Origin of the sequence: Planosporangium spinosum (genome assembly GCF_049999945.1) — a bacterium.
In the GTDB taxonomy this organism is placed as follows: Bacteria; Actinomycetota; Actinomycetes; order Mycobacteriales; family Micromonosporaceae; genus Planosporangium; species Planosporangium spinosum.
Genome location: NZ_JBLYUB010000036.1, coordinates 22,744 through 44,004 on the forward strand (window position 1 = coordinate 22,744; position 21,261 = coordinate 44,004).

Here is a 21,261-nt window from a genome sequence, read left to right on the forward strand (position 1 = left end):
GCCCTCCTAGAACGGGATCGTGGCGTGGGTGGGTAGCACGACACCGGCCGGCAGTAGCGCGGCGAAGCTGGCGGCCTGGCTGCCGTACATGGGGCGTAGCACCAGCCGGGCCTCGCCGGCGCGGGCCCGGATGATCCCGTCGGCCTCGTCGAGCTGGGCCTCGTCGGCCACAGTGACGGTGACCATGACGGTGAACCGGATCATCGCCGCGCCGGCGGCCTCCTCGGCCGCGGCCTGCTCGGCGGCGGCCAGGTCGACCAGGTCCCGGGCACTGGGTCGCGGCTTCTTGCTGGCGTTGAACCGCGCGTCGCGCTTGTCGGCCTCCACCAGGCGGGCGGCCTCGGCCGGGGCGTAGGGCCGGTAGATGATGGCCACCCGCTTGCGCAGCACCGGGGCCGGATCGGGCTCGGCCAGCCGAGAGAAGGTGTTGGCGAACACCACGCCGCGGGGCGCCTCCACCATGCCCCAGGTCCGCGACACCCCGGAGTCGTGCCGGTACGACGTCCAGCTCTCCCGGGTGGCGACCGGCCCGGCCTGCGGCCAGGCGGGCACCAGCTCGGGGTGCTGGGTGATGTCGAGCGTGGCGGCCGGGTCGTAGGCGCTGCGCACCACAGCCGCCAGCGACCGGGCGCTCATCGGCACCACCCCGGCGCCGCCGGCACCGGTGATCCCGGCGTGCAGGTGCGGCAGCCGGGCGGCGACCTCCCGGCACATGTCCTCGTGGCTGAGCTTGCGGCCTGGCGGGGCGGTGTAGGTGAGGCTGACGCGGGTCTCGATCTGCGCCGAGCCGGCCGGGTAGTCGCGCACCACGTCGGCGAGCACCTGGCGGGCCAGTTCCGGAGAGTCGGGCCGGGTGGTGGCGGCGACCTCGGCCGCCAGTCGGGTACCCGGGTCGGGTGTGGTCTCCACCGTCACTGCCGCCTGCACCAGCATCGGCTCGCGTGACAGCGCCGACAGCCAGGACGCCAGCCGCGCCACCCGGGCGTCGATGACGGACTGGTCGACCAGGTCGGTGCCCTCCGGCGCGCAGCGAAGGGTCACCGTGTAGTGGCGGCTCTGCGGCACGACTACGACCGCCACGGTGCCCGCCCGGCCGCTTTCGACCTCGTACACCTCGCTGCGGGCGAGGATGCCAGGCAGTTGGTGGCTGTCGGTGACCCGGCTGGCCACGCCGGACAGGTAGACGTGCTGGCGGCGCGAGCGCCCCAGCCACCAGGCCCACCGGGCGGCGAGCACCTGCATCCCGGTGCGGCCGTTGACGCGGATCGCCAGCGGAGCCAGCAGCAGTGCCCCCACGACCGCGGCGATCAGCGCGGCGATCAGCGACACCGCCATGAGCGCGGCCGCGACGATCATTACGAGGAACGCGACCGCGGTGGCGGCCGGGCCAAGCCCGAACAGGCCGGCCCGGCGCCCCTCGCGCCAGTTGCCGTAGGTGCGCTGCTGCTGTTGCGGCTCCCGAGTCGTTGTCGTGCTCACTGCTGGTCACCTCCCGCTCCGCTCGCCCCGGTCTCGCCGACCTTGCGCACCACCGCGGGTCCGACCTTCGCTACCTGGGCGGCGGCTACCACGCCGGCGCCCACCGGGCCCGCCGCGGCCGCGCCGGCCGTGGCACCGCCACCAGCGGCGGCCGCCGCGCCACCAGAGCCCGCCGCCGCACCGCCGGTGCCGGCCGCTGTTCCCGCAGTACCGGCCGCGCTGCTGGTACCGGCTGCTGTGCCGCCGCCGGCGGCGGCGGCCGGGGAGCCGGCCGGTTGCGTGGCCGATCCGGCTGGCGCGGGGGACGTGCCGGGTGGTGTCGGGCCGGACCCGGTGGCCATCTGTGGCCCACCGCTGCCGCTGCCGCTGCCACCGCTGCTGCGGCCGCGCATCGTGGAGCCGAGCTCAACCGCGCCGGTGGCCACCTGGCCGAACGCGGCACCGGCGGCGAGCGCCGCGCCGCCGCCCTCGCCGCCGGACAGTGTCGCCACCGGCGGGGCGATCAGCCGCATCAGCGCGGGCAGCGCGACGATGGCGATAGCCACGGTCATGCAGCCGCTCAGCAGGGTGCTCAGGTCCTGGCCCTTGCCGAGCATCCACAGCGCGGCGGCGTACACCGTCGCGGCTACGGGTTTGTAGAGGATGAACGCCAGCAGCCAGGTGACGTACCGGTCGCGCATGGCGCGCCCGCCGCCGCTGATGCCGGTGGCGGCGGCGACCGGCAGTAGCCCGGCCAGCAGGATCAGCCCGGCGTCGCGGGCCAGTAGCAGCATGATCTGCACGATTGTGCCGAGGAACAGCACGGTGCCGACGCCGATGACGACTATGGGCGACAGCGCGGCGAACGCCCCTTCCGGGGCCAGCGCCAGCAGTCGGCCGCCCAGGTCGGCGTCGGCGGCCTTATTGAGAATCCAGGGGGAGTAGTCGTGGTCGCCCCAGGAGGTGAGGATCTGCACCGCGGGCACGCCGGCGGCCGACAGCAGCACCATCGTGGCCAGGCCCCGGCCGAGCTGGCCGACCTCGCGGCCGTTGCGGGTCAACGCCAGCCGGATCGCCGAGATCAGCAAGGAGGCAACCGCGATCAGCCCGACCAGCCAGTGGGTGTAGCCGCGCAGGTAGGCCACCGGGCCGCTGTCGGTGGTCACCCCGTTGGTGGGCACCGCCAACCACGACGTGATCAGGGTTTTGAACGTCTGCGCCGCCGCGGTCGCGGTCTCCTTGGCGATCGTCTCCAGGAAGCTTTTGGCCGAGTTGGTGATGAGGTCACCGATCGGGTTGCAGTCAGGGTCGATACCGGGGATGCACGCCATCAGCGCGCCCCCCACTCCACTACCCCGGTCAGGTCGGTGGCCTGGCGGTTGACCGACGTCCAGGACCCGCCGGGCGGCGCGACCATCCGCCAGTCCCCGTCCCGCCACAGCAGGGTCAACGTCAGGATGTGGTAACGGGCCGCGCCCGCGGACGGGGCCCGCATGGCCAGGCCGATCACGGCGGTGTCTGGGGTGTAGGACTGGTACTGGAACCCGGCGATCTGGCTCAGCTCACCCGGCTGGGCCGGCACCGCGCCGGCGCCCCGCAGCGCGGCCAGCAGCCGGTCACGGTCGGCGGACGGTACGAACTGCTGTTGCAGCGTCGGCTCCCACGACTGCTGGCCCGCTGAGAACCCGGCCCGGGTACTGATCTGCGCGGCGGCGATCAACGCTCCAACCGGGGTGTGGGTGTACCCGGAGGCGGTGCCGCCGCTGACGGTCTTCGGCCCGTCGGTGGCCGAGACCGGCACCGCGACCTGCCCGACCAACTGCCAGGTCACGTTCGCCGGGGCGGTGGTGGGTACCGGCGCGGCCGTGGCCGGGACGTTCGACGACGTCGCCGGCGCGCCTGTGCCGGTCGCCACCGGCGGCGGGCCGGGCTGCGGGGTGGGCTTGGGATCGGATGGCCGCAGCGCCAGGGCCACGCCCGCCACGACGATCAGCGCCAGCAGGGCGGCGGCGGCGATGAACCCGGGCCGGGTGTAGGGCGGCCGGTCGGCGAAGTCCGGCTGCTGCGGTGCGCTGGTCATGACTGTTGCCTCCCGGAGTTAGACCAGCGCCGCGACGATGCCCGACGCCGAACCGATGAGAATGCACGCGCCCAGCACCCAGCCCAGCTGCGCCACGTTGGTGTCGTCACCGCGGCGGTGGGCGATGGCCATCCGCGAGGCCGAGTAGAGGATGCCGGCCACGCAGGCCGCGGTCGCCAGGTAAGCCACCCACCGCAGCAGCTTGATGAGCTTGTCTGCGCCGGGCGGCGCCTCGCCGGTACCCGGGTCGGGCACCTCGCCGAGCACGTGCCCGGCCAGTACCTGCAGCTGGTCGAAGTGGTCGAGCAATGTCGTCATCTGTGTCCCCTAGATATTGAGAGCCTGGCCAAGCGCATGACGCAGCGCGGCCACGTCAGGAGGCACCCCCAGATCCCGGGGGTCGTCGGCGGCGAGGTACTCCTCCACCCAGCCGACCCGCCACAGTGCGGGCGTCCACCCGGCGGTCAGCTGCAGGCGCTCGGTCACGATCCGCGGCGGCCGTCGCGGCGTCGCGGCGACCGCGACCAGCCCGACCAGGCGCACCCCTACCGGTGCCTGACGGCGCTTGTACTGCTCCAGGGCGCCGACCGCCGACCACAGCCCGCGCGCCGACGCCCGGCATACCAGCACCACGTCGGCGGTGGGCCAGCCCTGCTCCAGAAGCGGCCACGCCATCCCGACGTCGACGCCCACGTCGCACACCCGGGCCAGCGTGCTGGTCCCCGCCCCACCGTGACAGCCAACCCACCACACCGGCGGCCAGCCACCGGCGACCACCTCGCGGGGAACCGGCCGCAACGCCAGCGGCGGGGGCGCCGTCGGTCGGGTCCGCAGGGGCTGCGGGGGAACGCCAGCCGACGCCGATCTCACCGTCCCGCCCGCGTCGCCGAATGCCGGCGCGCTTGCTGTTGAATCGAGGTGATTGACTGCATTGCTGTCCTCCCCGCGCTCGGTCAAGATTTCGCTCCGTCGTGACCGAGTACCAGACGGTAGCACCGCCCGACCAGCGGCATCTATCGTGATTGATCGCATTGGCGACGAACTCGTTGCCGCGTAACGCCTTTCGTCGCAACAGTTACGCGACCACGGGGGAGGCGAAGACATGACGCCCAAATCAGGCATCTACCAAGATCAGCGGATAGCGGGACGTTCTGTCCATAGTGGTGTCCTCATTCTGGCAGTCGTCGCGCTCTGCCTGACATTGACGGCCGGTTGTACGAGCCGGCACGAGGCGGTACCGGCAGCCAGCGCCACCCCCGGCACGGCCAGCGCCAGTGCGGCCGACGGGCCGGCAAGCAGCGACCCCGGTCTGCCGCAGGCGGGCCCTGAGACGCCGGGTCACGACGACGACAAGCCGGCCCCGCCGCCGCCCCCGCTGGCGCAGGCCGCCGCCACCGCCGGGGTGTTCGCCGCCGCCTGGGTCCGTGGCGGGCTGCCGGCCGATCAGTGGTGGGCCGGCGTCGCGCCGCTGTGCGAGGCCGGGTTCGCTGCCCGGCTGCGTACCGTCGACCCGGCCAACCTGCCCGCCATGGCGGTCACCGGACAGCCGGTGCCCGTCGGTGCCCCGCCGGCGGCCGGTCCGGCCGTCTACACCGTGGCCACCGACGGCGGCATCCTCACGGTCACCGTCGCCGCGCTCGGCGGCAAGTGGCTGGTCACCGGCAACGACTTCACCCGGGCGGCCCGATGAGCATGAGCCGAGGCAGCATGGCGCTCGTCGCCGGCGTAGCCGTCATGATCCTCGCGATGTGCGGCGGCACGGTCGTCCTGCCGCTGCTGATGGCCGGCGAGTCGCAGGCCCAGGCGGCGGCCTGCGGTGGCCTACCTGGCCTGCCTGGTGCCCTGCCGTCCGGCCCGGCTATCGGAGCATGGTCCGGTGCCCAGGTCGCCAACGCCGCGGCCATCGTCACCACCGGCAAGAGCATGAACGTGCCCCCGCGCGGCTACGTGGTGGCGCTGGCCACCGCGATGCAGGAGTCCAAGCTGCTGGTGCTGGCCAACGACAACCCTCGCTATCCGCTCGTCGCCGCGCACAGCCTGGCCCTGCCGCACCAGGGCACCGGTCACGACAACGACTCGGTCGGGCTGTTCCAGCAGCGTCCCAACCCGCCCGAGGGGCAGGGATCGTGGGGCACCGTCGCCGAGTTGATGCAGCCGGCCATCAGCGCCCGCAAGTTCTACACCGCGCTGCTCAAGGTGCCCGGCTGGGACAAGATGCGCCTCACCGACGCCGCCCAGGCCGTACAGCGCTCCGGCTTCCCCGAGGCGTACCAGCAGTGGGAGGACGACGCCGAAGCCCTCGCCGCCCAGGTGCTCGGCCTGCCCGACATCGGCCTCATCGGCGGCGGCCCACCCCAAGCCCCCTGCGGACTGGACAACCTCGGCCCCGTCCCGGTCGGGCCCGGCGGCTGGGTACAGCCGGTACGCGCCCGCATCATGAGCCCCTTCGGCCCCCGCGGCGGCGCGTTCCACGCGGGCGCCGACCTCGGCGCCGGCCGCGACGAGCCGATCCGTGCCGCCACCGCCGGCGTCGTCGAGGTGGCCGTGTGCCAGTCCAGCAGCGGCACCTGCGACCGCGACGGCAGCCCAGACGTGCAGGGCTGCGGCTGGTACGTCGACATCCGCCACGCCGGCAACATCGTCACCCGCTACTGCCACATGGGCCACCCGCCCCGCGTCCAGGTCGGCCAACGGGTCAACGCCGGCGACGTCATCGGCTTCGTCGGCAGCTCAGGCAACTCCTCCGGAGTGCACCTGCACTTCGAAGTCCACCTCAACGTGCCGGCCGGCGCTGGAAACGCTGGCCGCGCCAACGCCGTCGACCCGGTTGCCTTCATGCAGCAGGTGGGAGCCTCGATCGGAAAATGATCTAGGAGCCGTCGGGCTTCCCGCACCGTTGGCCTCCACTTCAGGGGTGAGCAGCCAACGGCAGTCGGCGATAAGTCGGGTGCATCGCGCCGCCAGGTAGCGCAGCCCCTCGACGGCCGCCGCGGCCTGGCCAGCGGGGGCGGGGTGGGACGGCCGCCAAAGCCCAAGCAGCGGCCCCGCCACCGCGTCAACGACGGTGTACAGCGCGACGTCGGCGGGTAGCGCATCGAGCGCGGCACGCACGTCCTCGACGACTGGGGCGATCCGGCCGGTGAGACCGTCGCGTCCCAGTCCGGCGACGCCCGCCAGGCATCCCACGCGGCGATGACCGCGGCGACAGCCGCGCGGATGTCACCAACGTCCTGATCGAGTACAGGCGGTCAGCTCAGGCCGGTCGATGTCGCATTCGGATTGCTTCTCGGCGAAGATCCGCTGGCAGACGGCGGCGCGCAGCATGTCAAGTTGGCGCCCCAGATTCTGCTCACCGGTTGTCACTCGGGTGTCGCCGAACTTGATGTTGGTGATCACCGCCGGCTCGGCAGTCAGCAGTTCCGACGGTTCGATCGCGGTCTCCCGTCCCTGATCTTGCCAGAACATGGCATTCGACAACTGGTGGCGACCGGACTTCTTGCAGGAGTTTTGGTGGTCGCCGATCATTCTTGATCTTCCATCATCGTCTGCAGAGGCGATGGTTCTTTAAAGATCAAGAGGTCAGCTCGATGTGGTGACTTCCGTGCCCCGGAACGACATCCTGCTGGTCGGTACGGCGATCCGACGCGTGCGTTACGCAGGGTAACGCCATTCAGAGCCTTGCCCGAAAAGTCATGAAATTGACTCATGTCAATGTTGTGGTCAGACTGCGGTAGGTATGGAATCAGTCGTGACTGTTTAGTTCACGTATTCATTCATCTACACGTCTTAAGCGGAGTTGCGCACTGCATGTCGGCCGCAACGGAATGCAGCCAACCGCACGGGGGCTTGGGGAGGAGTCTTGGCGGCATACGATCGGCAGGGGTTCATCGACTACGCGAGACTGATCCGTCCATGGCTGCACCGGGAGGCGTACCGACTGTGCCGCGACTGGCATGAAGCGGACGATCTGGTGCAGATAGCGCTGTACAGGATGTACCGCCGGTGGGACCAGCTAAGGGAACAGAGCCAGCTTGCCGCCTACGCCCGCCGCGTGTTGCTCAACACCTACCTCAGCGAACACCGGCGGCTTCGGTGGCGGTACGAAATCAGCCAGCCGCAGCTGCCTGGACAAGCCGAGAGTTCCGCTACCCAGCAGGTAGACGACCAGGTCTACCTCGCGGCGGCGCTCAAGCGGCTTGGGCCGCGCCAACGCGCGGTCGTTGCCTTGCGCTTCTACGCCGACCTCAGCGTTGAGCAGACGGCGGAGGTGCTGGGCTGTTCCGCTGGCACCGTCACCAGCCAGACCCACCGAGCGCTCACAACCCTACGAACCATGCTGCGCCAGCGAGGATGGTGATGATCCGATGCCGGCATAGGACATCCTTTGCCGGTTCGGGCAATGACCGCCGCCCGTGCCTGGGCAGCACGGGCGGCGGTGTCTGACAAGGTCAGGTAGCGGCGATTCAGCGATCGTCGGAGTTGTGTGCGGACCGCAACGCGGCCTCGATCCGTAGCCCGACGCCGACGATAGCCATCAGCGAGGCGACGACGAACGGGGATGGGCTCGGGGCTGGTTGCATCGCAGCGACCGCGCTACCAAGGAGACCAGCGACGATCCCAACGGTGCCAACTACCCGCAAGCTGCTGGACTTCATGCTGATCTCCACTCCTTCAAGCTGCGCGCGTCTAGCAGAGACTGGCCCACCAGATGGTGGCGTACAGCGTCGCACCCAGCGACGCCGACGGCGGGCTGTGGACCACGTCGACGGCGGCTACACCTTGGTTGTAATTGAACGCATTACAGCCGTTCCACTTGGCGCCGAAGCCGAAGCTGCCGTTGAAGGTGGGCTGGAGGTTGTCGGCGCACAACTGGCTGCTCGCGCTGACGGTCACCTTATCGAAAGTAAGGGACGGGTTGAACGTGCCGCAGCTGCTGGTGTTCACTACGCCGGTCGGGCTGTACTGCACCACCGTGTTGCCGGAGTCCCAGTCGTTGCGGAGACGGAAGTTGGTCAGGGCGTGGCCGGTGGTAAAATTGCCGGTGTCGTTGGCCGTACCGGAAATCTGGTCACCGACGTACCAGTCAGCGCCGTTCATCTGCATCACTTTGCGGACGTTGCAGCCGTGGCCCCAGGCGTATGCCTTGCCGTCCTTGACATCGCCCGATACATCCACGCACCAGCTGTCGAGAATGTCGCCAGGGGCGAGGGCCGGGGCCACCGCGTGGGGCTGCACCATATCGTCCACCTCAGCGTCGCTGAAGCCCACGGCGCGCGCTTCGTCGGCGGCCAGGCTTCCGTTGGCGACGTACGTGGTCCGCGCCGCTGCTAGTTGCCCCTTCGTCTTGCTAGGCGTCTTCACCGCTGCGGTGATCGCACCCACGGGGTTGTCGGCTAGGGAGGCGTCGACCTGGACTGTCAGGCCGGGCATCCCGGAGACAGTCACGCGGGATTCACCCACGCGCCATGACGTGGCCCAGGCGCCGTGTCCGATCGACCGTTCACTGAGCAACTTCGCGTCCGTGGCGCCTGTTAGGTGGAAAACCTTCGAGCTGTCGGAGGGCGCGGCCGTAGCGGCGGCGGCCGAGACCAGAACGGTCAGTGCCGCGACTGAGGTAATGGCTAGTAGTCTGTTACTAGTCCTCACGATGAAGCCTCTCTGGTAGTCGGGGTTTCGCTCGCGGGCATGGAGTCGCCAGGGCGTCGCACCGCCCTGGCGATCTCGTCCTTGTCTCCCCTTATGGCGACCGGCTCGATGGCCAGCATCCTTGCGTGTGTCTCCTTCCCTGTTCTCGCAATCCGGGCGCCGATGGACAAGGAACAGCATTAGCTGGGCCGAGACGTTGCCGCCGGCGACTGTGCCGGCGGGCGTTACGGCCCCTCAACCATCTACATGCTCCGGCTTCGGCCAAGCACTGCATCGCTGCGGAAAGGAATGCAGTAGCCGAGGAACGTGTCGATGCACCAGTACTTGTCGTTGGTGGTGTGGCCGTCCCAGCCGAAGTCGTGGATGGGCAGGTGCCAGGAGACCTGCCCGGTGGACAGTTCGAGGTAGGCCACGACCGGACGGACCGGGTCGGTCGGGTCGTAGCCGACGCCGGCGGGGCTGCCGGCCTGGTGGGCCAGCGCGAGCGCGGTCCAGATCAGGGTGTTGTGGCGGGCGTAGCGGATAGTGATCTCCGGGCTGTCGGGGCCGGTGTGCCCGTCGCGGGACGGGTCGGTCGCGACGATCACGCCCAGGACGTGGCGCAGGCGTCGCAGCGCCGCGGTTGTGGTGGTCGACCTGGTGGTCATCGCACCCCCTCGGGTGGGTGGTGCTGCGCCGTTGCCGGATCAGGTCGAGCCAAGCGTCGGTCAGGTCGGCGAACTCGGCGTGGACGCGGCCGTCGCGGCCCGGGTCATTACGGTCGCCGGACAGTGCGGCCCTGGTGTCCAAGCCCAGCTCGACGGCCTGCGCGAGGGTCAGCGGGGCGGCGTAGTAGTCGCCGATGACCTGGCCGAGTAGACAATGGTCGGGCTGGTGCATCCGTAGCCGGTCGAGGTTGATGCGGTTGGCCCAGCCGGGGTGGTGGGCGTCCAGCCAGGCCTCGCTGAGGGCCACGCGGGCGGCCACGTCCGTGGTGACGGTGGGCATGGCGGTCACCGGGCCCACATGGCCAGGGCGGCCGCCACCGCGGCGGTGGCCAGGCCGGCGACGAGCAGGGTCACCGCGCGGCGCACCGCGACGTACTTGCGGTACAGCGCGGTCGACAGCCAGCGCAGTTCGTGGGCGCGGTCGAGCAGCGGGTCGTCCCGGTGCGGGCTGGTCAGGTCGGTGAGGATCTCCTGGCCGTCGGCGGCCTTTGCCCAGCGCACGAAGCCGAACAGGCCGCCGAGGTTGGGTCGGATCGCCAGGGCGAGTTGCTCCACGGCGGTGCCGACCAGGCCGGCGGCGATCCAGGTGGCAGCGGCGACCGCGGCTGGCACGGTGCGGCCGGTGCCAGCGAGCAGGGCCAGGCCGCCGCCGAGCAGCACCCCGGCCAGGCTGAGCAGGGTGCTGCTCTTGGCGTCGACGCGCTGCAGTTCGGTGCGGACGGTGGCCAGCTCGGCGTCGAGCCGGGCCTGGGCTTGGCGGCGGCCGGATGCGTCCGGGTGCCGGTAATCGGCGATGACGGGCAGGCCACCGGTGCGTCTGTTCCAGCCGGCTACGGGCCGACCGGGTGCGGTGTGGGGTTCGTCGAGGTCGGGCATCATGGGCCCTGCCTTCCTGTGCGGAGGTGGCGGGCGGCCCCGGGTGCTGACAGGCGGTGGGGCCGCCCGCGCTGATGGATCGGTGGTGTTGGCCGTCTGGCGGCCACCGCGCCCGCCCGGACGGGCCGGGCGGGACGGAGGCGGTCAGACCGACGCCGGGGCCGCCGGGCGCGGGTCGACGTCGTCGACGAGCCGCGGCCGCGGCCGGACGACCACGGCCGGGGTACGGCGGCCGAGGCCGGACAGGGCCAGCAGGGACAGCAGCGCCCAGGCGCCGATCGCGACGGCGGCCGCGAGGTCGCGGCCGGTGTGCGGGGCGCCGGCCCACACCATTCCGGTGGTGACCGCGCCGATGAGCACCCAGCCGACGCGGGCGCTGCGCAGGCCCATCCAGGACGCGACGAACAGCACGGCGGTGGCGGTCAGCCAGGCTGCCCACAGTTGGCTGGCGGTGGCGGGCAGGCCGGCGGTGTGGGTGTCGAGGTAGTGGTGGACCGGGTCGGTGATGGTGTGGGCGATCGGGCCGTGGGTCAGCCATCGGCCGGCGCGGGTGACGGCGTCGGCGCCGGCGTGTGCGCCGTGGCCGATCGAGGAGATCAGGCTGGTGACCAGCAGCCACAGCAGCCAGAGCGCGGCGGCTGCCAGGGTCAGGGTGAACATCGCGGCGCCGGTGGCGATCCACGTGGCGGGGTCGGTTGCCCAAGCGGGTAGCCGGCGGCCGGTGGTCTCGATGTCGTCGGTGTCGGGGTTGTCGACGGGGGACAGGTGCGGGGTGGACACGTGGGTTCTCCTTCGAGAGCTCGGACCCCGGGGGTACGGGGTGCGGGTTACGCCGCGGTGGGCTGGTACTGGCCGTATCCGGCCTTGTGGATGTGGCCGAGGCGGACCAGGTCGCCGAGCAGGTTGTGGACCTGGCTTTCGCTGTAGCCGGTGGTGTCCTGGATTTGCTTGGGGCGGGTGTGGCCGGCGCGGATGGCGTCGAGGACTTTCTGCTGGCCGGGTAGCAGTCCGGCCGGGGTGCGCGGTTCGGGCACCCAGAACCGCTCGACGCGGCGCACCGGCGGATGGGCGTCGCCGGCGAATTCGATGACGTCGACGTTCGGCGCGGCCTCGGCCTTCTGCATCGCCTGCAGGTCGTCGAACATCTCGTCGAGGCTTCCGGCGTCGGCCAGCTGCAGCAGCAGCGTGTCGTTCATCGCCTGTTCGGCGGCGAGTTCGTGGCGGCGGGCGTAGGCCTTGCCGGCGGCGTTGGTCTGTCGGATCGGCAGGCTGCGCCAGGTGATGCGCTGCGGCCAGGTCGCGGCGAGGTCGTCGGTGACCCAGTAGCCGCGAAACGGCGCCGACCGGGCGCCTTCTTCGGGGTCGCACAGGTAGGCGTAGCCGGGCAGCTTGGGGAACTCGCGCGGGTTGATGTCGACGCCGAAGACGGTCTTGGCGTTGAGTGTCTTGGACCGCAGGATCACGCCGTTGCCGGCCAGCAGCGACTGGCGCAGCGTGTCGGCGAGGTTGCCGGCACCGCCGAACGCGTCCAGGGTCGGTGACTGGCTGGCCATGACCAGCCCGACGCCGACCTTGCGGCCTTCCCGGGCGATGGTGCAGGCCGCCAGCTGGGTCGCCGCGGCCAGCAGCGGGTTCTCCTGCGGGCTCAGCGGCTTGTGGCACTCGTCGAGGAACACCAACAAGCCGGGCCGCTCGGGGGTGGGGTGGAACCCGACGTGCTTGTAGAGCCGGTTCTCCACACCGTTGATGCGCATGACCCGCAGCGCGGCCTGGAACATGTTGTAGATCGCCTCGAACGAGGTCGCGGCGTAGTCGGCGTGCTCGGTCAACAGGGGTGAGCTGCTGCCGTTCTGCCCGTCGCCGTACCAGATGACCGTGGGGTGGGTCACCGAGGCCGCGCACGACATGGCGATCTGCTCGATCATGCGGGACTTGCCCGAGCCGGTGCCGCCCTGCAGGTAGCCGCCGAAGATGCCGTCGGCGCGGTAGACCGACCACTGCGCCACACCCTCGCCATCGGCGAACGGGCCGAGGTTGACCGACCCCGACGCGGCGTCGAACCCGGCGGCCGGCCCGGGCCACAGCTGCGGCTTGCGTACCGGCGGGCGGGTGACGATGGTCAGGATCGCTGTCGGTGCCGGCCGGTCGGGGTGGACCTCGACGATAATGTCCTGACCGGGCAGCAGCCCCAGTCCGGAGCGCAGGACCGCCGGCATGGCACGCACCTGCTCGACGGTGTGCACGCCGGGCACCAGGTGCAGCACATACCGGTAGCCGGCCCGGATGATCTGCGGTTCGGCGAGCCGAGAGCCGGCCAGCTGCCGGCCCTTGCCGCCGAGGTGGGTGGCCCAGCGGGTGACGTACAGGTCGTCGTCGCCGGGTTCGGTCAGTAGCGCCGGCTCGATGCCGGGGCCGATGCGGTGCTCGCGCCACCACAACAGGCTCAGTCCGGCGCCGAGGATGCCCAGCGTCGCGACCGCGCCCAGCGACAGGCCGATGTAGGTAACGGCGGTCAGCCAGGTGGCACCCAGGTACAGCGCGGCCAGGAACCGGTGGCGCAGCTTGCGCGACGTCATCCGCCGGCGGGTGGCCCACGCGGTGACCACGGCGACCACGAACGCCGTGCCGGCCACCCAGCCGGCGACCTCGGCGTCGTCTCCGGTGGCGTGTGCGGCCAGCCGGGCCGCACCGGCGGCCAGCACCAGGGCGCCCATCGCCGCCCACGGGGCCAGCTGCGCGCCCAGGCCGGCGCAGTCGATCTCGGCCGGGGCGGCCGGTGTGGCGGCCTCGGCCGGAACGTCGGCGCGGGCCTGCTCGTCGATGGTGTCGATCGTCGTGGTCACCGCGAACCTCCTCCGGCGGAAAGCTGTGGGGCTGGACGGGGCCGGGCGACGGGTGCGCCGCCCGGCCCCGCGTGGGCCTAGCGGCCCTGCTGCTGGTAGTCCTTGTCGCCGGCGTCGGGGTTGGCGTCGTACTGCTCCTGAACGCTCTTCTGCTTCTCGAGTTCGCCGGCGTGCCGCTCGGCGGCGGCCTGCGCGTTGGCGAACGCCTCCTGCATCTCGTGCGCGGACGCGAGCGCGGCACCGGACACCTTTGAGCTGGTCAGGTGACCGATGTAGCCCTCGTTGCCGGCTGCGCCGTGCTCGCCGGCGAACTGAGCCAGGCTCTTGGCGTAGGCGATGGACTGGTCAAGGCCGATGACCTCGGTTGTCACGTCGTTCTCCTTGCTGGTCGGAAACGGGATGACCTTCGCCGTCGGCTCGACGGCCGCCGGCTGCTCCTGGCGGGGTTGGGGGGTCTGCTCCGCGCCGGCCGCCCCGCCCGCGGTCGGCTCGGAGGTCTGTACGGCCGGCGCCGCCGCCGCCGGCCCGGATGCGGGCACCTGTTCGGGCCGCTCGGCGGGACGTCCCGCCGGTTTCTGCCCGCCCGGGACGGCCGGCTCGGTTGGCTTCGCCGGTTCGGCGTCGGCGGTCTCCACCAGCTCGGCGCGGTCGGTGGCCCGAGCCGCCGCGCGGCGCCGGCGCCACTCGGTCTGCGCCTGCAGGCCGTCGGAGAGCAGGTCGGCGAACCAGTCGCGGGTGCCGTATCGCGGCTGCGCCGGCGCGGCCTGCCCGGCCGCGCGGGCCCGCGTCTTCTTGAGCTCGTAGCGGGGGTTCGGCGTGCCCTTGACCGCGTAGGAGATGTCCATCGCCGCGTTCTTGATCAGCCAGATGAGCAGCCACAGCACGCCTAGGTCGAAGATGCCCATGTCACACCGCCACCGCGGTGGTGGACTTGGACTTCTTGACCACACGGCGGGCCATCAGCACGGCCGCGACGATGCAGCCGATCGCCAACCCGGTCGACGAGTCCGTACCCAGCCAGCCGGTCAGGTCCCGGTCGATCCAGGCCAACAGCTGACCCGACCGGTCGGTCACCGTCGCGCCCAGCTTGCCCCGCGTCGCCGAGGCCACGCTCGGCGCCAGCAGCGCCGAGGCGATGGCCACCTGGTTGGGCACCCCGTCGAGGAACAAATCCAGCCCGGTGCCGATCACTGCGGCGGCCAGCAACACCGCCGGCAGCCACTCCCACGGCAGCAGCCGCAGGATGCTCTTGACCAGGTGGCCCATCCAGGTGTCGGTGGCCAAGGCCCCGCCGGCGAGCGCGATCACCAGCGACGCCCAGGCCAGGCCGGTCACGCCCTTCTTCCGCGCCGCCTTGATGATGTTGATTCCCTTTGCCATCGCTCTCTCCCCTAGAGCAGGACCCAGGCCAGCAAGCCCAGGACAGGTCGGATGAGGTGGTCGGCGGCCCACGGACCCGGGCCGGTGGAGATCAGCAACTTCCACAGCACGAACACCGGGATGGCCCGGCCCGGCCGCTGGAAGATCCACTCGATGTAGCGGCACGCGGCGGTCACTGACAGACCGACGGCCACGTACCAGGCCACGCCCAGCCGCCGCAGCGGCCCATCAGCACGCGACGTCCAAGCGCCATAGCGGGCGTAGGCGGCCAGCTCGGCCCACGACGGCGGCGGGTCGGTCAGCACCGACGGCGGGGTCAGGTACGCCCTCACCGCCCGCAACGCCTGCCGTGTCCGGTCACGCACCGTAGTGGCATCCGGGTGGAGACTGGAGTCTTCACCAGCCGTTTCGCGCTCAGTGGGGGCACCCTCGGAGACTCCACTGGAGGCTGGAGAGTTACCGACCGTCACCGAGACGACCGTCGGGGCCGGGTCGAGGTGCGACGGCGGCGCTGCCGTCACGGTGGTCGTGGCGGGCGGGGTCTGCTCGCCGGTCGTCGTGGTCATTGCCTGCCCTCCTTGCTGCTCGATCGAGTCGATCGGGTTGGTCATCACGCCGCCTCGCCGTCGGTGGCGGGCGCCGTGCGGTCGCCGCTGCCGGGCAGGGCCGGCGCGTCGGTGAGGGCCAGGACCTGGCCGACGATGTCGGCCGGCACGGCCCGCAGGACCTTGCGGATGGTTCGGTCGGAAATCCCGGTGATCTCGGCCAGCTCGGCCTGGGTGGCGTCCGGAAACTGGGCGCGGGCGGCGAGCACCAGCGCCACCGTTTCCGGCTTGACCGTCTCCACGTCCGGCAGCTCGTCGGGCAGCACGGCCGCGACCGCGGCCAGGGATTTCCGCCCGCTGGCCCGGCTGATTTCCGCCCGAGGCGCACGCGCGATTTCCGCCCGAGGCGCACGCGCGATTTCCGCCCGCGCCGGCCGTGCGGTTTCCGCCCGCTCCTGCGCCCGGGCCAGCGCCCGGCGCACCCGGTCCAGCTCGGCCAGGGCGGCGTCGCGGGCCTCAGTGGCCGCCTGTGCCTGCTGCTCGGCCAGGGCTCGGCCGGTGGCCTGCCGCTCGGCGAAAAGCTGCGCCTCGTCGCGCTGCGCCTGCACCACCCGCAGCTTTTCGGCCAGCTGCGACGCCTGCCGGTCGGCCCGGTCGGCGGCCGCGCGGGCCTCGGCCAGCTGCTGCCGGTGTTGCTGTTCGGCCTGCTCAGCCGTAGCGCACAGCTGAGCGATCTGGTCGGCGGCGTGCTGCTCGGCCATCACCCGTGCCTCGGCGGCCCGGTCCGCCGCGGCGCGGGCCTCGGCCAGCCGCCCCTCGGCCAGCCGAGCGGCCTGCTGCTGGGCGATGGCGTGCTGCTCGGCGCGTTCGGTGGCCGCGCGGGCCTCGGCCACCGCCGTCTCGTGGCAGGCGATTTCCGCCCGCGTCGCGGCCTCGATTTCCGCCCGCGTCGCCGCTTCGGCTTCCGCCCGTGACGCCGCGTCGGCGGCTGCCGTTTCCGCCTCGACCCGCGCGGCGGTTTCCGCTTCCGCACGCGCGGTTTCCGCTCGCGCGTGCGCCTCGGTTTCCGCCAGCTGCCGTCGGACGGTCGCCGTTTCCGCCCGCGACGCGCGGACCTCTTCCGCCTGCCTGGCGGCCTTGGCGGACGCCTGCCGCTTCCGGTCGGCCTCCGCTTGGGCGTACCGCCGGCCGCTGTCGAGGTCGCCCAAGACCAGCTTGGACAGCAGCAGGAAGGCCAACGACGGCAGGCAGGCCAGGAACCGCGCCGACCAGGAGGCGTTCGCGCCGACGGCCGACAACTGCGCCGCCAGCGACAGCAGCGCACCGCCCAGCAGGATCACCAGCGCGTACGACATCAACGGCTTGCCCTGGCGCAGCCTCTTGCGTAGTGACAACGTCGCCACCAGCGGCACCAGCTCGGAGATCACCGCGTTCGCCCAGCCGAACCACTCGGCGGTGCCCGCCGGCATCCAGTGCATCGTCCAGTCCCGCATGTGGGTGAACGCCGCCGCCAACGCCGACAGCATGATCGCCACTAGGACGATCAGCTTGACGCTGTCTTCGACCTTGTCCGCACGGTCGCCGCCGTTCGGCTGCGCCACGGTGGCCGTCGGCTCCTCCGCGATGGCGGGAGGCGTCGTACTCACCGCTCACCTCCGAGGGGACTGCGGTAGCCGGCCGACGGCAGCGCCCGCTCATCGATCCGACCGAGTTGGCCGGCGATCTCGGAGGCCAGCTCGGCCTCGGCGCAGGACTTGTGGACCGGCCGGCCCTGCTCATCACGGCCGTGGGTACCGGTGCCGCAGCAGCGGCACGGGCGCATCGTGGTCGCCCAGTGCCGGCCGTCGGACCAGTCCAGAGGCACGCGAATGGTCACCTCACCGGCCATCGGGTACCTCGCCCTCCGCCGTGGCGACGCCCGGTTCGTCGACCGCGCCGACACCGCGGCACGCGTCCAGCCAGCGCCACAGCAGCGCCACCGCGACCCCGGCCGCGCCGGCGATGGCCAAGGCACCGACCAGCGCCCAGACCACCTCGTCGGGCACCGCGTGCCCCCACGGCCGCACCAGGTGGCCGGTGCCGTAGCCCGCCCCGGCGACCACGCCGGCGCCGATCGTCGCCGCCAGCAGCCGGTCGACCCGGCGCAGCCGCGCGGCCGGCTCGTCGACGACCTCGCCGGCGAGCACCTCGTGATCCGGGCACGGCCGTGGCCGCCAGCACATCCCGCGCACCCCGTCCGGCGCCGCCACCATGCACACCGTCTCGGCCAGCTCGGCATCGGTGACCCGGTCGGCGGCCGCGTCGACCGCCGCCCAGTGCGCCGCGCTGGCCGTGTGTTCCGCGCTTGCCCAGGTCCGGCAGGTGTGGCACGTCTGGCGCTCGTCCGCGGTCAACATCCCGGCGGTCTCGGCCGCGTCCTCGGCGACGATCAGCCGCTCCAGCACGGTGGCGGCGGTCAGCCACTGGCCGTGCCGGCCGCGGACATCCCAGACCGCCCCGCAGCGCGGGCAGCACCACCCGCTCGGCTCGACCAGCAGCACGCTGTCATCGAGCGGGCAGTACGGACCCACGGTGTCCAGCCGCACGTCCGGCGGCACCCGGTAGACCCCACGCCACACCAGCGGATCCGAGCCCAACGTCTTGGTCATCGGGTCACCCCCGCCAGGTCACGGCCGGTGTCGACCATGTCCCGCAGCCGCGCCGCCGGCTGCTCGTCGACGTCGACCTCGCCGAGCGTCAGGTCGTACTCGACGACCCCGGCCCGGGTGGTCTTGGCCCGGTACATGGCCACGTCGGCGGCCCGCAGCAGCTCGCGGGCGTCGTGGCCGGGCATCGCGTGGACCACGCCGACGCTGCCGCCCACCCGCACCCGGTGACCCTCGGCGTCCATCGGCCGGGCGATCGCCCGGGCCACGTCGCGGGCCAGCAGTGTCGAGAACACCGCCGCCGGCGACGACGCGATCACCACGAACTCGTCGCCGCCGAGCCGGGCGGCCAGGCCGAGGTCGGCGACCAGACCGGACAGCCGGCGGGCCACCTCGACCAGCACCGCATCACCGGCCGCGTGCCCGAACGTGTCGTTGACCGCCTTGAACCCGTCCAGATCGACCAGCAGAAGCGCGTACGGCGCACGCGCGGCGGCCCGGCGGGCCAGCTCGGCCTGCACGCCGGCGCGGTTGGCCAGCCCGGTCAGCGGATCGGCCTGCGCCGCGTGCCGGGCCTCGGCCAGCGCCGGCCGGGTCGACGCCCGCCCGGCCACGTACGCCGCGCGTAGCGCCGGCAACCCCAGCACCACCGCCGCGGCGGCCCCGCCGGCGACGGCCATTGTCGTGGACCTGACGCTCATCGGGCCTCACCACCCGAGCGCAGATGCCGGGCGCACGCGCGCAGTGCCGCACGCAGCACGGTCAGCGGCACGCCGGCGGCCCACTCGTCCAGGCCCGCCGGGGTCAGCTGCGCCGAGCGCAGCAAGGCGTGCCGGGCGTGCAGGTAGGTGATCAGCGACTCGGTCAGCCGTTCGGCGCGGCCGTCAGCTCCCCTCGGGAAGCAGTACACCGAGCAGACCATCGCCAGCAGCCGCGACAGCCGCGGCCCGAGCGTCGTACCGGGCATCGCGGCCAGCAGTGACGCGGTGGCCTCGCACAGTTCGGCGTCGGACGGATCCGCCATGACCAGACGAGGCAGAGTCGACGTGGCCATTCAGACCACCCCGATGCTGTCATCGATGTCGGTGCGGGCGGTCGCCACCAGCTGGCGTACCCGCTCGCGGGTCAGGCGGTAGAGCCGACCGATCGGGGCCAGGCCCCAACCGGCGGCGTGCAGTTCGGCCACGTGCTGGCGGCGCAGTTCCAGCAGGAGAGTCACCCGGGTGCGGTGCTGCTTGGCCTCGGTGGCGAGCCGGCGGCTCTCCGCTCGGTGGTGCTCGATCGCCTCGGCTACCAGTCGCGCCCGCTCGGCGGGGTTCTGTGTCGATGTTCTGGCCGAGACGTCATGATCGCGGACCCAAGCGGTGCCGAGAGGGTCCTGAACTGCGAGGATTGACATGGGTCGGATCTCCCTTCCACGGTGACGACCCGGAGAGGAGCCTCGGCGGGGTGCGATCCCGCCGAGGCTTCTGTGCTGTAGGGATCTGGTCCCCGAATCTTGCGGTGCTACCTGTCTTACCTGTATGAACAGGTGGACCAGCTTCAGGTTCTCTCTTGACGATCGATGCGTCAAGAGGGAGCGGCGAACTTGTGTAGACAGGCTGGACCGGACAGTCTGGAGGGCAAACGTGGGAGGTGGAATGGACGACCGCACGGTCGGAAATCGCATCGCTGCTGACCTGCGGCGTCGCATCGTCACCGGCGCGTTGCCCCCCGGCGCAGGCCTGCCGAGCGAGCGGGAACTGGGAGAGCAGTACAACGCCAGCCGCGGCACCATTCGCCGGGCACTCGGAATCCTCGTCAACGAGGGTCTGGTGACCAGCCGCAGCGGCCTGGGGCACTTCGTCCGGTCCGGTGAGCAGGTGCGGTTTCCTCACTCGCTGGCGGAGTCGCGTGCCGGTCGTCAGGCCGCGACGCAGGACGTATGGCGATCATGGGTTGCCGGCCTCGGCCGCAAGGGCGACGCGATCCTCACCGTGGCGATCGACGTTCCACCAGCCCATGTCGCCGAGGCGTTCGGCATTCCTGCCGGTGAGAAGGTCGTTATCCGCCGGCGTACCAGGCTCGTCGACGGTGAGCCATGGATGCTGTCCGACGCGCACTTCCCGCTCTCGATCGCGGGCGATACGCCCTTGGCCCAGGCCGGTGACCTGCAACCGGGGCCGCTGGTGCTGCTGCGCGAGCTCGGCCACGAACCAGTTCGTCACGCCGACGAGATCCGGGGCCGGATGCCCACTCCAGAGGAAGCCAAGGCGCTGAGCCTGGAGGCGGGGGTGCCGATCATCGAGGTCACTCGAGTGAGCTGCGACAAGAACGGCACTACGGTCCGCGCGACCGTCAACGTCTTCCCCGCGAACCGGTTCATCGTCGTCTACGACCTCGACGAGGACCGGGCATGACGGATGCCCCCGCCCTCACCATCGATCGTGCTGGCGCTGACGACTTCCTAACTGTCCTGGAGCTACTCGACGAGGCCGCCGCCTGGCTGCAAGCTCGGGGCATCCAGCAATGGCCGGCGCGGTTTAGTGGCGACGGCGACTGGCGGACCGAGCGGCTACGCAAGTACCTCGCTGACGGCGAGACGTACCTGCTGCGCAGCGACGGCGAACCGATCGCCACCGTCACCTGGACCCTGACCGCCGATCCGGACTACGCGGCCGGATGGCCGGACGGTCCCGACACCGGCGGCTACGTGCATCGCATGGCGGTACGCCGAAACTGGGCCGGACTCGGCATCGGTACCCGCCTGCTCAACTGGGCCGATACCCAGACCGCCAGTGCCGGTCGACGCTGGCTTCGACTCGACTGCAGCCGCACCAATCGTGCGCTACAGCGCTACTACGAGCGGCAGGGATTCACGCGTGTCGGCGAGGTCGTCGCCGACATCGACCCCGGTGGCCAGGACCACCCTTCGGGTGAGATCTACCGTCGCGGCTCAGGCGCGTTGTACCAGCGGCCAGTGGGGCAGGAGCCGGGGCGCGACTCACACCGTTGGTCGACAGATGTAGTTGTCAAGTAACTGTTGTTGCTGGTCAAGGTACGAAGCTCGATGCTGACGGGGGGAGCGTGTGAACGGCGGGA

At 71.6% G+C, this 21,261-nt stretch carries 26 protein-coding genes; 6 read left to right on the forward strand and 20 right to left on the reverse strand.

Annotation, left to right across the window (positions count from 1 at the left end; all coding sequences use genetic code 11):
- Window positions 1-6: 6 nt before the first annotated feature.
- From ACNTMW_RS30960 to ACNTMW_RS30980, 5 genes are read right to left on the reverse strand one after another with little or no spacing between them, the layout of a single operon-like run.
- Window positions 7-1,479, reverse strand: coding sequence for an SCO6880 family protein (locus tag ACNTMW_RS30960; protein WP_426637509.1), 1,473 nt, complete (start codon window positions 1,477-1,479; stop codon window positions 7-9).
- Entirely contained in the window at window positions 1,476-2,804 is a 1,329-nt protein-coding gene (locus ACNTMW_RS30965; RefSeq protein ID WP_426637510.1) for a hypothetical protein, read from the reverse strand. Before ACNTMW_RS30965 ends, ACNTMW_RS30960 begins: the two co-directional genes overlap by 4 nt.
- Window positions 2,789-3,538, reverse strand: a complete 750-nt coding sequence (locus tag ACNTMW_RS30970) for a DUF8175 domain-containg protein (RefSeq protein ID WP_426637511.1) — start codon at window positions 3,536-3,538, stop codon at window positions 2,789-2,791. Before ACNTMW_RS30970 ends, ACNTMW_RS30965 begins: the two co-directional genes overlap by 16 nt.
- Window positions 3,539-3,556: 18 nt before the next feature.
- Window positions 3,557-3,856 (reverse strand): hypothetical protein, encoded by a 300-nt coding sequence (locus ACNTMW_RS30975; protein WP_426637512.1) that lies wholly within the window; start codon window positions 3,854-3,856, stop codon window positions 3,557-3,559.
- Window positions 3,857-3,865: 9 nt separating this feature from the next.
- Window positions 3,866-4,315, reverse strand: a complete 450-nt coding sequence (locus ACNTMW_RS30980; protein ID WP_426637555.1) for a DUF6668 family protein — start codon at window positions 4,313-4,315, stop codon at window positions 3,866-3,868.
- 424 nt (window positions 4,316-4,739) lie between these two features.
- Here ACNTMW_RS30980 and ACNTMW_RS30985 point away from each other — a divergent pair, with 424 nt between their 5' ends.
- Both ACNTMW_RS30985 and ACNTMW_RS30990 read left to right on the forward strand, forming a co-directional pair.
- On the forward strand, window positions 4,740-5,228 hold the full coding sequence (locus ACNTMW_RS30985) for a hypothetical protein (protein ID WP_426637513.1): 489 nt from the start codon (window positions 4,740-4,742) through the stop codon (window positions 5,226-5,228).
- Window positions 5,225-6,406 (forward strand): M23 family metallopeptidase, encoded by a 1,182-nt coding sequence (locus tag ACNTMW_RS30990; RefSeq protein ID WP_426637514.1) that lies wholly within the window; start codon window positions 5,225-5,227, stop codon window positions 6,404-6,406. The genes ACNTMW_RS30985 and ACNTMW_RS30990 overlap by 4 nt, the downstream gene beginning before the upstream one ends.
- 351 nt (window positions 6,407-6,757) lie before the next feature.
- On the opposite strand, the gene ACNTMW_RS30995 is transcribed toward ACNTMW_RS30990, so the two are convergent.
- Window positions 6,758-7,063 carry a recombinase family protein gene (locus ACNTMW_RS30995; RefSeq protein ID WP_426637515.1) on the reverse strand — a complete coding sequence of 102 codons (306 nt, stop codon included), beginning with the start codon at window positions 7,061-7,063 and terminating at the stop codon, window positions 6,758-6,760.
- A 334-nt stretch (window positions 7,064-7,397) separates the two neighbouring features.
- Here ACNTMW_RS30995 and ACNTMW_RS31000 point away from each other — a divergent pair, with 334 nt between their 5' ends.
- A complete protein-coding gene (locus ACNTMW_RS31000; protein ID WP_426637516.1) occupies window positions 7,398-7,895 on the forward strand; it encodes a SigE family RNA polymerase sigma factor in 498 nt (165 codons plus the stop codon).
- Window positions 7,896-8,224: 329 nt separating this feature from the next.
- Here ACNTMW_RS31000 and ACNTMW_RS31005 read toward each other — a convergent pair whose 3' ends face one another.
- Window positions 8,225-8,968 carry a hypothetical protein gene (locus ACNTMW_RS31005; protein ID WP_426637517.1) on the reverse strand — a complete coding sequence of 248 codons (744 nt, stop codon included), beginning with the start codon at window positions 8,966-8,968 and terminating at the stop codon, window positions 8,225-8,227.
- A 458-nt stretch (window positions 8,969-9,426) separates the two neighbouring features.
- A complete protein-coding gene (locus ACNTMW_RS31010; protein WP_426637518.1) occupies window positions 9,427-9,831 on the reverse strand; it encodes a hypothetical protein in 405 nt (134 codons plus the stop codon).
- Window positions 9,832-9,862: 31 nt separating this feature from the next.
- Between ACNTMW_RS31010 and ACNTMW_RS31015 the strand changes: the two genes are divergently transcribed.
- Window positions 9,863-10,042, forward strand: coding sequence for a hypothetical protein (locus ACNTMW_RS31015; protein ID WP_426637520.1), 180 nt, complete (start codon window positions 9,863-9,865; stop codon window positions 10,040-10,042).
- A 134-nt stretch (window positions 10,043-10,176) separates the two neighbouring features.
- Here the strand turns inward: ACNTMW_RS31015 and ACNTMW_RS31020 are convergent, their stop codons facing one another.
- The 12 genes from ACNTMW_RS31020 to ACNTMW_RS31075 form a co-directional block, all read right to left on the reverse strand.
- On the reverse strand, window positions 10,177-10,770 hold the full coding sequence (locus ACNTMW_RS31020; RefSeq protein ID WP_426637521.1) for a Pycsar system effector family protein: 594 nt from the start codon (window positions 10,768-10,770) through the stop codon (window positions 10,177-10,179).
- A gap of 141 nt (window positions 10,771-10,911) precedes the next feature.
- Window positions 10,912-11,547 carry a hypothetical protein gene (locus ACNTMW_RS31025; protein WP_426637522.1) on the reverse strand — a complete coding sequence of 212 codons (636 nt, stop codon included), beginning with the start codon at window positions 11,545-11,547 and terminating at the stop codon, window positions 10,912-10,914.
- A 47-nt stretch (window positions 11,548-11,594) separates the two neighbouring features.
- Window positions 11,595-13,610 (reverse strand): hypothetical protein, encoded by a 2,016-nt coding sequence (locus ACNTMW_RS31030; RefSeq protein ID WP_426637523.1) that lies wholly within the window; start codon window positions 13,608-13,610, stop codon window positions 11,595-11,597.
- Window positions 13,611-13,687: 77 nt separating this feature from the next.
- The gene (locus ACNTMW_RS31035; RefSeq protein ID WP_426637524.1) at window positions 13,688-14,515 is read right to left on the reverse strand and encodes a hypothetical protein; all 828 of its coding nucleotides are present in this window, start codon (window positions 14,513-14,515) and stop codon (window positions 13,688-13,690) included.
- A gap of 1 nt (window position 14,516) precedes the next feature.
- On the reverse strand, window positions 14,517-14,990 hold the full coding sequence (locus ACNTMW_RS31040; protein ID WP_426637525.1) for a hypothetical protein: 474 nt from the start codon (window positions 14,988-14,990) through the stop codon (window positions 14,517-14,519).
- Window positions 14,991-15,001: 11 nt separating this feature from the next.
- Complete coding sequence (locus tag ACNTMW_RS31045; protein ID WP_426637527.1) at window positions 15,002-15,556, reverse strand: hypothetical protein; 555 nt, start codon at window positions 15,554-15,556, stop codon at window positions 15,002-15,004.
- 44 nt (window positions 15,557-15,600) lie between these two features.
- A complete protein-coding gene (locus ACNTMW_RS31050) occupies window positions 15,601-17,136 on the reverse strand; it encodes a coiled-coil domain-containing protein (protein WP_426637529.1) in 1,536 nt (511 codons plus the stop codon).
- 41 nt (window positions 17,137-17,177) lie between these two features.
- Window positions 17,178-17,399: a hypothetical protein gene (locus ACNTMW_RS31055; RefSeq protein ID WP_426637530.1), complete on the reverse strand. Its 222-nt coding sequence runs from the start codon at window positions 17,397-17,399 to the stop codon at window positions 17,178-17,180.
- A gap of 13 nt (window positions 17,400-17,412) precedes the next feature.
- Window positions 17,413-18,183 carry a hypothetical protein gene (locus tag ACNTMW_RS31060; RefSeq protein ID WP_426637531.1) on the reverse strand — a complete coding sequence of 257 codons (771 nt, stop codon included), beginning with the start codon at window positions 18,181-18,183 and terminating at the stop codon, window positions 17,413-17,415.
- The gene (locus ACNTMW_RS31065) at window positions 18,180-18,881 is read right to left on the reverse strand and encodes a diguanylate cyclase domain-containing protein (RefSeq protein ID WP_426637532.1); all 702 of its coding nucleotides are present in this window, start codon (window positions 18,879-18,881) and stop codon (window positions 18,180-18,182) included. The genes ACNTMW_RS31060 and ACNTMW_RS31065 overlap by 4 nt, the downstream gene beginning before the upstream one ends.
- Window positions 18,878-19,234: a hypothetical protein gene (locus tag ACNTMW_RS31070; RefSeq protein ID WP_426637533.1), complete on the reverse strand. Its 357-nt coding sequence runs from the start codon at window positions 19,232-19,234 to the stop codon at window positions 18,878-18,880. Before ACNTMW_RS31070 ends, ACNTMW_RS31065 begins: the two co-directional genes overlap by 4 nt.
- Entirely contained in the window at window positions 19,235-19,579 is a 345-nt protein-coding gene (locus ACNTMW_RS31075) for a hypothetical protein (protein ID WP_426637534.1), read from the reverse strand. It lies immediately after the preceding gene.
- A gap of 241 nt (window positions 19,580-19,820) precedes the next feature.
- Here ACNTMW_RS31075 and ACNTMW_RS31080 point away from each other — a divergent pair, with 241 nt between their 5' ends.
- Both ACNTMW_RS31080 and ACNTMW_RS31085 read left to right on the forward strand, forming a co-directional pair.
- The gene (locus tag ACNTMW_RS31080) at window positions 19,821-20,579 is read left to right on the forward strand and encodes a GntR family transcriptional regulator (RefSeq protein ID WP_426637535.1); all 759 of its coding nucleotides are present in this window, start codon (window positions 19,821-19,823) and stop codon (window positions 20,577-20,579) included.
- Window positions 20,576-21,199: a GNAT family N-acetyltransferase gene (locus ACNTMW_RS31085; RefSeq protein ID WP_426637536.1), complete on the forward strand. Its 624-nt coding sequence runs from the start codon at window positions 20,576-20,578 to the stop codon at window positions 21,197-21,199. Before ACNTMW_RS31080 ends, ACNTMW_RS31085 begins: the two co-directional genes overlap by 4 nt.
- The last annotated feature ends 62 nt before the right edge of the window (window positions 21,200-21,261 follow it).

Excerpts from the sequence above, each read along its gene's own strand:
- ACNTMW_RS30970 (WP_426637511.1), bottom strand. The coding sequence starts at position 3,538 with ATGACCAGCGCACCGCAGCAGCCGGACTTCGCCGACCGGCCGCCCTAC.
- ACNTMW_RS30975 (WP_426637512.1), bottom strand. The coding sequence starts at position 3,856 with ATGACGACATTGCTCGACCACTTCGACCAGCTGCAGGTACTGGCCGGG.
- ACNTMW_RS30990 (WP_426637514.1), top strand. The coding sequence starts at position 5,225 with ATGAGCATGAGCCGAGGCAGCATGGCGCTCGTCGCCGGCGTAGCCGTC.
- ACNTMW_RS30995 (WP_426637515.1), bottom strand. The coding sequence starts at position 7,063 with ATGATCGGCGACCACCAAAACTCCTGCAAGAAGTCCGGTCGCCACCAG.
- ACNTMW_RS31005 (WP_426637517.1), bottom strand. The coding sequence starts at position 8,968 with ATGCCCGGCCTGACAGTCCAGGTCGACGCCTCCCTAGCCGACAACCCC.
- ACNTMW_RS31010 (WP_426637518.1), bottom strand. The coding sequence starts at position 9,831 with ATGACCACCAGGTCGACCACCACAACCGCGGCGCTGCGACGCCTGCGC.
- ACNTMW_RS31020 (WP_426637521.1), bottom strand. The coding sequence starts at position 10,770 with ATGATGCCCGACCTCGACGAACCCCACACCGCACCCGGTCGGCCCGTA.
- ACNTMW_RS31035 (WP_426637524.1), bottom strand. The coding sequence starts at position 14,515 with ATGGGCATCTTCGACCTAGGCGTGCTGTGGCTGCTCATCTGGCTGATC.
- ACNTMW_RS31040 (WP_426637525.1), bottom strand. The coding sequence starts at position 14,990 with ATGGCAAAGGGAATCAACATCATCAAGGCGGCGCGGAAGAAGGGCGTG.
- ACNTMW_RS31045 (WP_426637527.1), bottom strand. The coding sequence starts at position 15,556 with ATGACCACGACGACCGGCGAGCAGACCCCGCCCGCCACGACCACCGTG.
- ACNTMW_RS31060 (WP_426637531.1), bottom strand. The coding sequence starts at position 18,183 with ATGACCAAGACGTTGGGCTCGGATCCGCTGGTGTGGCGTGGGGTCTAC.
- ACNTMW_RS31065 (WP_426637532.1), bottom strand. The coding sequence starts at position 18,881 with ATGAGCGTCAGGTCCACGACAATGGCCGTCGCCGGCGGGGCCGCCGCG.
- ACNTMW_RS31070 (WP_426637533.1), bottom strand. The coding sequence starts at position 19,234 with ATGGCCACGTCGACTCTGCCTCGTCTGGTCATGGCGGATCCGTCCGAC.
- ACNTMW_RS31075 (WP_426637534.1), bottom strand. The coding sequence starts at position 19,579 with ATGTCAATCCTCGCAGTTCAGGACCCTCTCGGCACCGCTTGGGTCCGC.
- ACNTMW_RS31080 (WP_426637535.1), top strand. The coding sequence starts at position 19,821 with ATGGACGACCGCACGGTCGGAAATCGCATCGCTGCTGACCTGCGGCGT.
- ACNTMW_RS31085 (WP_426637536.1), top strand. The coding sequence starts at position 20,576 with ATGACGGATGCCCCCGCCCTCACCATCGATCGTGCTGGCGCTGACGAC.